Genomic DNA, 9,540 nt, shown 5'->3' on the forward strand with positions numbered 1-9,540 from the left:
AGATTCCAGATAGGCTTGCACGGTCGCGTTCAGTCCTTGATCGAGGCTCATTGGAGGCACCCACCCCAAGAGTCGTAAGTTTTTGCTTATATCAACCTGAAGAGAACCGAAAAGTCGCTGGGCAATGGCCTCCCTGCCCAGGAGCTTTGCCCCCAGACGCATAAAAGCCACCGGAAATGGCAACAGCCTCGCGGGCTTATTCAATGCTCGACCGATTTTCATCAACAGCTCTGTTGTGGATACATCCTCACCATCGCTGGCAAGAAAAGTCTGATTGGCCGCTGCTGGATGAGAGAAGCACGTCAGTATCAGATCGATCAGGTTATCCAGGCTCACCAGACTACGCTTGTTGACGATCGCACCAAATGGCAACGGAACTCCCCGGTCCAGCCAGCGGATCATACTTAAAAAGTTCGCTTTCACGCCCGGCCCGTAAACCAGTACGGGCCTGATAATAACAAGTTCCATTGACGTCGAAGATACCAACTGGCGAAGAGCTTCTTCAGCTTCACACTTGGAAATGCCATAGGGATCGACGGGGGAAAAGGGATCGTCTGCCGTAAAGGCTCTGCCAGGAACAGTAGACTCCCCGTTCACTTTGATTGAGCTGATGTAAATGAATCGACGGACCTTCGCTTTCACGGCCTGTCGAGCCAGGTTCAGAGTGCCCTCGACATTTACCAAGCGAAACTCGGTCAAGGGATCGCCCGACTGCTCGTCCATCACGTGAACCCGTGCTGCGGCGTGCACTACAACGTCGACGTCAACCAGAGCAGCCTGCCAATCAACGGTTGGAGTCAGGCCAGGAACATTGAACGCGCGCACTGACGCAGGCAGGCTTTTGCAGTCACGTCTTAATGCCGTGCGCAAGGAGTATTCTTTTTGACTTGCCAATGTCCTTAACAGGGCGCCGCCCAGAAAACCCGAACCACCTGTAACCAATACGGTGCTAGCGTTCATCTATCTCATTCTTAAATAGCAAAATCATCGTGATAGCAACCCTGGTCCCACACCTTCGACATATCGCGCAGTCTGCTGTGATCGCGAAGCATCGTCCTGGGCAGCAAGCCAATGCACTGAACACGCGAAACCGAATGGATTTGTTGTAGGGCAACGCCTGAGATCTGTCGTCTATGGCGGCCATGATACCTGTAAACCCGGACCATGCTTTTCAGCCATAAAAATGACGGATGCACATGCTACCATGATTGCCCCCCTGTCCGCCGGTCAATATCCCTGCGCAGATGCGGCTAAGCACTACTAGGGCAAAGTAATTTTCGCTACAATGCCCGTTTTGACTTTGGTCATCCAATGTTATTCCGAGGCTGACTCGCGGTTAGTGCCCTCGCCACGGATTTTTCTGACCAACGAGTCATTTATTCGCAACGGAGTGCTAGGTGCATAGCCCCTCAACATCAGATTCTAGCGTGGACACTCACCCGGCAAACCAACTCGTGAAGTCAAATTGCTTCCACCGCTCATTGTCCAAGCGTGTCGCAATACTTATGTGCACGTACAACGGTCAACGTTTTCTGGCTGACCAACTGGCCTCCATCGCAACCCAGACTCACGAAAACTGGATAATTGCCGTATCCGACGACGGATCAACCGATCAGACCCTGGACATTCTCGCGGCGTTTTCCGAAGGATTGAAGACAGCAGACAGTGTCCGCGTGTTCCAGGGTCCCAAACGGGGGTTTGCCGCCAATTTCCTGACTCTCACCTGCAACGAGGCTGTTCAAGCGGATTTTTATGCATGGTCTGATCAGGACGATATCTGGCTGGACACCAAACTCGAGACAGCTCTGGACTGGCTGCAAACGATTCCCACGGATGTTCCGGCACTTTACTGCGGGAGGACCCGCGGCATGAACTCGCACGGAAAGCCCATGGAATGCTCACCACTTTTTTCACGTCCTCCGGCGTTTGCCAATGCATTGGTACAGAGCATCGCGGGAGGCAATACGATGGTGTTCAACCATGCAGCACGCGAATTGATGCGCATCGCAGGCGATCATCTGGAGATCGTCGCGCACGACTGGTGGGCCTATCTTCTGGTGACCGGCGCTGGCGGCAAGGTTGCCCTACGACGCACAACCTTTCGTTCTGTATCGTCAGCATGAAGACAACCTGATCGGGGCCAACTCCGGATTGAAAGCCCGGTTTTCACGGTTTCGCCAGATGCTCAAAGGACGCTTTTCGAACTGGAATGAACAGAACATCCATTGCCTGACTTCGGCGCACGCACTGCTGACTAATGAAAACCGGAAAAAACTTGAATGCTTTCGCCTTGCGCGAAAAGGCAACTTGCCGCGCCGCCTTCTTGGACTGCTGCGTGCCGGTGTCTACCGCCAGACACTGCCAGGTAACATCGGACTTCTCCTCGCAGCCATCGTGAAGGGTATTTGACCGATGACAACCAATCGAAAGCTTCACCGTGATGGCAACGGTGTATTCGTCAAATCGGGTTTCAGTCATTGCGCTGCACCCATCGGCTACTTCCAGTCGCCACCTTCAAGCGAACTAAATAACGTCGCTCGTACAATCTATCAACTTACCGAACGGCCTCCATTGGAGCTTTTGCCTTGAACATGCATGATTCATTTCCAACGTCGCCTTTGCGAATGCTGATCAGCGCAATTAAAAATCGCCAACTGATCATGCAACTGACGAAACGAGAGATTTCATCTCGTTATCGCGGTTCAGTGGGGGGCGTAGCATGGTCATTTATCAACCCGCTGCTATTGCTCGCTATTTATACATTTGTCTTTTCAACCGTATTCAATGCGCGCTGGGGCGGCAGCGGTGCGGCCACCGGGTCCAAAGTCGACTTCGCGCTGATTCTGTTTACCGGCCTGATCATTCATGCGTTCTGCGCAGAATGCATCAACTCGGCACCCAAACTGATCACTGGCAACGTCAACTTTGTAAAAAAAGTCGTTTTTCCGATTGAAACCCTCGCTCCGACCTCGGTGTTGAACGCCCTGTTTCACCTGTGCGTCAGCCTGTCGGTGCTGCTGGCAGCACAACTGGTGTTCAATCACTCGATTCCGCTTACTGCGCTGTTTTTCCCGATTGTTCTGATACCGCTAATCCTGATGGTGATAGGCCTATCCTGGATCTTGTCCGCACTCGGCGCATACATACGCGATATTGGCCAGGTCACGGGCATGGCCGCCACGGCACTGCTGTTTCTGTCGCCGTTTTCTACCCGATCAGCGCCTTGCCTGAAGAGTACCGCGGCTGGCTATATATCAACCCATTGACCGCTGTCATCGAAAATGGCCGCGCAACCCTGTTGTTCGGCCAGATCCCTGATATGCACACACTTGGCACGAGCTATATCGTCGGCATTGTTATCTGCTGCCTCGGCTTTGCATTCTTCCAAAAAACTCGCGCAGGCTTTGCTGATGTCCTCTAAAGATGTTGCCATTCGCGTCAATGACCTCTCCAAGCGTTTCAACATGTATGAGAAAGCGCACGATCGCTTGCTTCAGATGATCTTGCCATCAAAGAAACTTCACCATGAGTTCTGGGCTCTCAAGGACATCAACTTTGAAGTTGCACGCGGCGAGTCTGTCGGCATCATCGGCAAAAACGGTTCGGGCAAATCCACACTGCTGCAGATTATCTGCGGCACACTGACGCCGACCTCGGGCACGGTAAATGTCGATGGGCGCATTGCCGCGCTGCTTGAGCTGGGCTCAGGTTTCAATCCGGAATTCAGCGGGCGGGAAAACGTTTATCTCAACTGTGCGATTCACGGCCTGAGTCGCAGCAAGACTGACGAACTGATGGATGACATCCTGTCGTTTGCAGACATCGGGGAATTCGTCGACCAACCCGTAAAGACTTACTCCAGCGGTATGTTCGTGAGGCTGGCATTTTCTGTCCAGGCTAATCTGAAACCTGAAATCCTGATTGTCGACGAAGCCTTGGCGGTCGGCGATGCACTGTTTCAGAAACGCTGCTACGAACGAATCGAAAAGCTCACCAGCAATGGCACAACCCTGCTGTTCGTCTCCCACGATGAAGAATCGGTGCGGACCCTCACGCAGCGGGCGATCTTTCTTTCCAATGGGAAAATTGAAAGCATCGGGTCTTCGGCCGACGTCATCCTCGATTACCGCAGGAACCTGCACGAACAGGAAAGTCTTTACCTGCAACAGTTGACGAAAAACCTTTCCGACAAGGCTGCGCAACATCAGAAGGACGATAACAAGACTGCCAAGACCGAATCGAAAACTGCAGACCGGTTCTCCTTCGGTAATCAGGATGCCGAGGTTCTGGATGTGCGCGTGTTGAACGCCGAGGGCGAAGAAACCCAGGTTTTCTATGCCACACAGACGTCTGTCATTCGCGTGTCCTTCCGCTGCAACGTCGATCTTGACCACCTGAATGTGAGCCTACGTCTTCGCAACAAGGAAGGCGTCAAGATTTACTCCTGGGGCACGCTAAACCAGGACATGGCCATTGCCGCCAATCTGGCGACGGGCGAGACCTTCTGGACCAAGACATTCACTGCCGGCACCGAGTCCTCTGTTGATTTTCAGTTTGAATGCAGTCTGGGCGCCAACCTTTACGAAATTCAGGCTGCCATCTCCCAGGAAGGCAAACCTTACTACGCCGAACAACGCATTCTTCACTGGCGTGACGAGGCGGCATTTTTTACGGTGGCTACCAAGCCCCGCGAATACCATTTTGGCGGTGTCCTCGACCTCCGCATGAAAGCAATCGAACTCAAGGGCTGAGCCAATGACTATTTCCACCACAAACATTTGCTCGGCATCACTGACGGCAGGGGAACGCCAACAACTGGTCTCGCAGGTACTTTCAGCCTGTGGTAACGGCAAAGTGCTACATATCGGCCTGCCTGATACAGAGTTGCTGCGGGCCTTCCTGCTGGCGGGTGTGCAGGCGTACAACGTCTTCCCGGGTGCTGAAACCGAGTGCGGCAATGCACAGCTTCCAGGACGGTTCATTGCATGGGACGGTGCTGACCTGCTATTGGACGACGAGAGTTTTTCGACGGTATTGATCACTCATGCCGACGACGCTGCTCTCTCCCTCGAGCGTTTGGCTGTCGAAGCGCCAAGAGTCTCGAAACGCAACATCTTCCTGTTTCTGGACACCAGCTGCGAACCCGACACAAAAGAAGCCCGCAAAGCTTGGGAAATGCTGTTCTTCGAAAACGGCGTACGCAAACACCCTGCCTACTATCGCGTCAACGATTACCAGTCTCTGCAATATGAACAAGGCAAAATTGCCATACCGCTTGAGAAGCTTCCCAAGGAAGCCGCCACCGTTTATCCATTGGAAGCGCTGAAAGACGAGCGCGACCTGCACATGGACATGACGCGCGAGCCTGGCAGTCGCTCCGATGGCCATATCATTCGCTATCTCCTGGCCAGTCGCTATGTGCGCAACGGCGACCGCATCCTCGACGCGGCCTGCGGACTAGGTTACGGCGCCTATACTTTGTTCAACTGCTCGGACGCCAGTTCGATCCTCGGCGTTGATGGCAGCAACTATGCAGTCAAATACGCTGAAAAAAACTTCTCTGCGGTCAATTCGCAACTCACCTTCAAAGAAGGCTGGCTGCCGGAAGCGCTGAACGATATTCCGGATAACTCGATCGACCTCATTACCTCGTTTGAAACCTTGGAGCACGTACCGGATCCGGTTGGATTGCTGGCAGAGTTCTACCGGGTCCTAAGCCCGTCCGGGCGAATCGTACTTTCCGTTCCAAATGACTGGTCAGACGAAACCGGAGAAGATCCGAACGAATTCCACTTTCACGTCTACACGTGGGAGCGCATCGTTAAAGAACTGGAAAAAGACTTCATCGTCGAAGCGGCTTACGCCCAGACAGCGGATCAATACAAACCGAAAATCAACAATGCTTACGAGTGGGCAGTCGGCATTCGCGAGCTGTATGAAGTAGACCCCAAGACATTGATCGAAAAAGATCCGTCTTGTGAATGGTGCCTTCTGGTCGGCATGAAATCGCCGACACTTGGCGCAACCGTGCCTTACCGCGAAACCACCTACGATCTCTATCCTGAAAACCCGGGATGGAAGGTCACGCGTTTTGACGACTATGCCAACCCCTGGCTGGTGAAAGGCCTGGTCACGATCGGTCATCGCATCGAAGACACTCAGAAGCTGCTCGAGCTTGCCCGCGAAGTCGCCGCTCAAGCCCCGGAAACCTCACCTGACCTGGGAGCGGCACTGTGCATTCAGGCTTACCAACTGCTGCAGGCATCCACACTGACGGTGAGTCAGCTGGAAGTGTTTGCAAAAGATTCTGACGCTTACATGAATCAGGCGGATCATTCACCGCAGCAGTTGCGCTGGAAAGTATCGATATCGTTCGTTATGGCCCAACTCTGGCAGGCCGCAGGCGACACTGATCGCGCCATTGATCTTTATAAAACTTGTGTGGCCTATGACTGCACTCAATACAGCCCGACTCTGATTACCAAGCAAATCAGGTCCTACCTGAATCTGGGTTTGATCGAGTCCGGCAAAAGAAATAATCAACAAGCAGCGTTGTATTGGCGTACAGGTGTCACCAGTGCAGAAAAGGCCCTCGCCATCGATTGGTGCGCCTCATTGGGCTCGCTCGAAAAACCGACCCGATTTTGGTATGTCCGAACTGGGCGCCATTGTCGAACTCGCTTCTTCGTGCGCTTATGCCTTGCGATACGTTTCCAACATTGAGAATCGCACCCCGCAATGGTGGCATCAGCATCTTCGTGACCGCGACTCTCAACTGTCGAGAATGCCAGGTATCGTGGCGGAAACCGCGCGACTGAATCGGGTGGTCATCGACAAAGATGCGACCATTCAGTCTGTGATCACGCAGACCGAGGTCGCCGTACAGGCCGCCATCACCAAGACTGAGGCAGCGTTTCACTCTGCGATCACACAGACGGAAGAAGCGTTCGTGTCCGCCATCTCGCAAACCGAGGCAGCGTTCCAATATCTCATCAACAAAACAGAGGCGGTTGCTGAGTCCGCCATCAATCAGAGTCAGAATCTGAACTCCACGCTGAATGAAATTAATGACGCCCTGCAAGAAGCACTGGCTGCCTCTGAAGCAAGACAGCAGGAGATCAGCGCCCTGAACCAGCACCTGGAACAAAAGAACGCCATCGTGCAACAGCTCAACGTTGAAGTCGCACATCGCGAGCAACGGCTACAAGCCATCGGCCGGAGCCGACTGTTTCGTTTGAGTCAGGCATTTGCAGCGCAACCCAACGATCTCAAGAAATACTTGCGCATCGCCTACATGCTCGCCTCCCTCGTGACCCCCTGCCCCCGCACGTCGCTTGCTGAGTCCGACCGTCTCGGCCTTGAAGAAAAGCCTGAGAGGCCAGCCACCAGCTATTGTGTCGAACACTGATGCGCCCACCGACATCAGTGAAGATACTTACATCGTCAAGCAGCCAACCAGTGTGAATGCTGTCCGGCCGCGGGTGCTGCATGTCATCGCCAACTTCATGACCGGCGGCTCCTCACGCCTGGTGGTGGACATCTACGAATACCTGGGCGTCCGGTTCGAGCAAAGTATTCTGACCAGCCATGCGCCGATCCCCGCCGCGTAATTCGGGCATCACCATCAAGGAAATCAAACTGTCTGCAGACGAGATGCCTTTTGTCGAGTACCTGCAAGCACTACAACCAAATGTCATTCACATGCACTACTGGGGCGACTGTGATGAACCCTGGTATGACCAGACCATGCGTGCCGCGCAACAATTAGGCATTCCCGTCATCCAGAACATCAACACACCGCGTTGCGCCTTACTTGTCGCCCTCCATCAAGCGTTACGTATACGTCAGTGATTACGTTCGCAACGTTTTTGGACAAGCAGAAGCACCGAATGCAACGGTTTATCCCGGCTCCGACTTCTCGATGTTCAAAGCCGATGCGCCCCAATCAGACTGCTACCGACACGATCGGCATGGTTTACCGACTGGAAACGGACAAGCTTAATGCTGACTCCATTACTCCATTCATCAAAGCCGTACAGAAACGCCCGCAGACCCGCGTATTGATTGTCGGTGGCGGAAGTCTGATGGAGACCTTCAAGGAAGCGGTGAACTCGGCAGGCGTATCAGACAACTTTGAGTTCACCGGTTATGTCGCCTACTCGCAACTGCCGGACTTGTACCGCCGCATGAAGCTGTTTGTTGCGCCGGTCTGGAAAGAAAGCTTCGGCCAGGTGAGTCCTTTTGCGATGCGCATGCATGTTCCGGTTGTCGGGTATGACATCGGTGCAATTGGCGAGATTGTCGATGACAGCAGCCTGCTCGCCCCTTACGGCGATGCGGACAAGCTCTCTGACATCATCGTAGATCTGCTGAATGACAGTGCTCGTCGCACCTACATTGCCGACCGTCACAGCGAAAGAGCCGAGGCTCACTTCTCGATCCAGGCAATGATTGCGAGCTACGACCAGATCTATGCCGAAACCCTGGCGGAAACCAAACAATGAAAATCGTTTTTTTTGTGCACTGCTTCTTTCCGGATCATTTTTACGGAACAGAAACCTATACGCTGGAACTGGCAAAGAACTACCGCAACTGGGGTCACGAGGTAGTCATCGTCAGCGCCTTGTTCCAGGGCGAACCGGCGGCAGCAGAACTGATCACTCGATATGAGCATGAAGGCTTTGAAGTTGTCCTGGTCGACAAAAACAAAATCCCTCACGTCAATATCAAGGAAACGTACTACCAGGCGGAGATGCGTCCGGTCTTGACCGATATTCTCGCCGACTTGAAACCGGACATCGTTCACGTCACTCATTTGATCAACCACACCAGTGCCTTGCTCGAAGCGACCAAGGCCTTGGGCATTCCGACCTACGCAACTTTCACGGACTTCTTCGGTTTCTGCCTGACCAATAAACTGGAAGCAGCCGACGGTGCACTGTGCGCAGGCCCGTCCAGAACTCGCAGCAACTGCGTGGCCTGCTACTTGAAAGAGACTGCGCGCACGTCGAAAGAGGGCTGGATCAGATACGCGAACAATGGCACGTCAGCCAAGCTCATCGCCAGCGCCGTAACTGCTCTGCGCAAAATGCCGGGCGTGAAAAACAGTGTGTTCGATCAAACGATCGACTACATCGCGGAGCGTCCGGACATTCTTGGAGCTCTTTACAACGGCTCCTACGCAGGTGCCGTCGCGCCAACCACCTTTTTAAGGGAAGCCTATGTCAACAACGACATCAAGGTACCCATGAAAACCTTGTGGTTCGGCATCGATGTCGATCGCACGCCGAAGCCGCAGCGAGACGCCGAACACATTCCAGTGATCGGTTTCATCGGCCAGATAGCACCGCACAAAGGTACAGATCTGCTGATTGATGCCTTCAATCGCCTGCCCCAAAAGACAGTGCAAGATTGGTGATCTATGGTCCAACCGACCAGGACCCGGCGTACATGGAAGAATTGAAAGCCAAAAGCTCCGGCACGCAAATCGAGTTCCGTGGCGTTTTCGAGAGCAAGGATATGGTCAATATCCTGCGCGAT

Annotated in this window: 10 protein-coding genes and 1 pseudogene; 9 read left to right on the forward strand and 2 right to left on the reverse strand. The window is 53.5% G+C overall.

Annotated features, from left to right (window positions below):
* Positions 1-960 (reverse strand): UDP-glucose 4-epimerase family protein (locus tag AB1J88_RS29475; protein ID WP_430292738.1); only part of this gene is annotated, 960 nt, incomplete at its 3' end.
* Between the two features lie 545 nt (positions 961-1,505).
* On the opposite strand from AB1J88_RS29475, the gene AB1J88_RS29480 reads away from it, so the two are divergent.
* Complete coding sequence (locus tag AB1J88_RS29480) at positions 1,506-2,123, forward strand: glycosyltransferase (protein WP_430292739.1); 618 nt, start codon at positions 1,506-1,508, stop codon at positions 2,121-2,123.
* A 43-nt stretch (positions 2,124-2,166) separates the two neighbouring features.
* Here the strand turns inward: AB1J88_RS29480 and AB1J88_RS29485 are convergent, their stop codons facing one another.
* The gene (locus tag AB1J88_RS29485) at positions 2,167-2,478 is read right to left on the reverse strand and encodes a hypothetical protein (RefSeq protein ID WP_430292740.1); all 312 of its coding nucleotides are present in this window, start codon (positions 2,476-2,478) and stop codon (positions 2,167-2,169) included.
* A 146-nt stretch (positions 2,479-2,624) separates the two neighbouring features.
* Between AB1J88_RS29485 and AB1J88_RS29490 the strand changes: the two are divergent.
* From AB1J88_RS29490 to AB1J88_RS29525, 8 genes and pseudogenes are all read left to right on the forward strand, one after another.
* A pseudogene (locus AB1J88_RS29490) lies at positions 2,625-3,421 on the forward strand (ABC transporter permease).
* Positions 3,411-4,751, forward strand: coding sequence for an ABC transporter ATP-binding protein (locus tag AB1J88_RS29495; protein ID WP_430290006.1), 1,341 nt, complete (start codon positions 3,411-3,413; stop codon positions 4,749-4,751). The pseudogene AB1J88_RS29490 and the gene AB1J88_RS29495 overlap by 11 nt, the downstream one beginning before the upstream one ends.
* Before the next feature lie 4 nt (positions 4,752-4,755).
* Positions 4,756-6,723, forward strand: coding sequence for a methyltransferase domain-containing protein (locus AB1J88_RS29500; RefSeq protein WP_430292741.1), 1,968 nt, complete (start codon positions 4,756-4,758; stop codon positions 6,721-6,723).
* Complete coding sequence (locus tag AB1J88_RS29505) at positions 6,650-7,408, forward strand: hypothetical protein (RefSeq protein ID WP_430292742.1); 759 nt, start codon at positions 6,650-6,652, stop codon at positions 7,406-7,408. The genes AB1J88_RS29500 and AB1J88_RS29505 overlap by 74 nt, the downstream gene beginning before the upstream one ends.
* Complete coding sequence (locus tag AB1J88_RS29510; RefSeq protein WP_430292743.1) at positions 7,395-7,610, forward strand: hypothetical protein; 216 nt, start codon at positions 7,395-7,397, stop codon at positions 7,608-7,610. Before AB1J88_RS29505 ends, AB1J88_RS29510 begins: the two co-directional genes overlap by 14 nt.
* Entirely contained in the window at positions 7,588-7,851 is a 264-nt protein-coding gene (locus AB1J88_RS29515; RefSeq protein WP_430292744.1) for a hypothetical protein, read from the forward strand. The genes AB1J88_RS29510 and AB1J88_RS29515 overlap by 23 nt, the downstream gene beginning before the upstream one ends.
* Before the next feature lie 38 nt (positions 7,852-7,889).
* Entirely contained in the window at positions 7,890-8,504 is a 615-nt protein-coding gene (locus AB1J88_RS29520; RefSeq protein WP_430292745.1) for a glycosyltransferase family 4 protein, read from the forward strand.
* Positions 8,501-9,418 carry a glycosyltransferase gene (locus tag AB1J88_RS29525; RefSeq protein WP_430292746.1) on the forward strand — a complete coding sequence of 306 codons (918 nt, stop codon included), beginning with the start codon at positions 8,501-8,503 and terminating at the stop codon, positions 9,416-9,418. The genes AB1J88_RS29520 and AB1J88_RS29525 overlap by 4 nt, the downstream gene beginning before the upstream one ends.
* Positions 9,419-9,540: the final 122 nt, after the last annotated feature.

This window comes from Pseudomonas sp. S8 (genome assembly GCF_050473925.1).
GTDB classification, from domain to species: Bacteria; Pseudomonadota; Gammaproteobacteria; order Pseudomonadales; family Pseudomonadaceae; genus Aquipseudomonas; species Aquipseudomonas parakoreensis.

Excerpts from the sequence above, each read along its gene's own strand:
- AB1J88_RS29525 (WP_430292746.1), top strand. The coding sequence starts at position 8,501 with ATGAAAATCGTTTTTTTTGTGCACTGCTTCTTTCCGGATCATTTTTAC.
- AB1J88_RS29500 (WP_430292741.1), top strand. The coding sequence starts at position 4,756 with ATGACTATTTCCACCACAAACATTTGCTCGGCATCACTGACGGCAGGG.
- AB1J88_RS29495 (WP_430290006.1), top strand. The coding sequence starts at position 3,411 with ATGTCCTCTAAAGATGTTGCCATTCGCGTCAATGACCTCTCCAAGCGT.
- AB1J88_RS29505 (WP_430292742.1), top strand. The coding sequence starts at position 6,650 with ATGTCCGAACTGGGCGCCATTGTCGAACTCGCTTCTTCGTGCGCTTAT.
- AB1J88_RS29520 (WP_430292745.1), top strand. The coding sequence starts at position 7,890 with ATGCAACGGTTTATCCCGGCTCCGACTTCTCGATGTTCAAAGCCGATG.
- AB1J88_RS29515 (WP_430292744.1), top strand. The coding sequence starts at position 7,588 with ATGCGCCGATCCCCGCCGCGTAATTCGGGCATCACCATCAAGGAAATC.
- AB1J88_RS29485 (WP_430292740.1), bottom strand. The coding sequence starts at position 2,478 with ATGACTGAAACCCGATTTGACGAATACACCGTTGCCATCACGGTGAAG.
- AB1J88_RS29480 (WP_430292739.1), top strand. The coding sequence starts at position 1,506 with ATGTGCACGTACAACGGTCAACGTTTTCTGGCTGACCAACTGGCCTCC.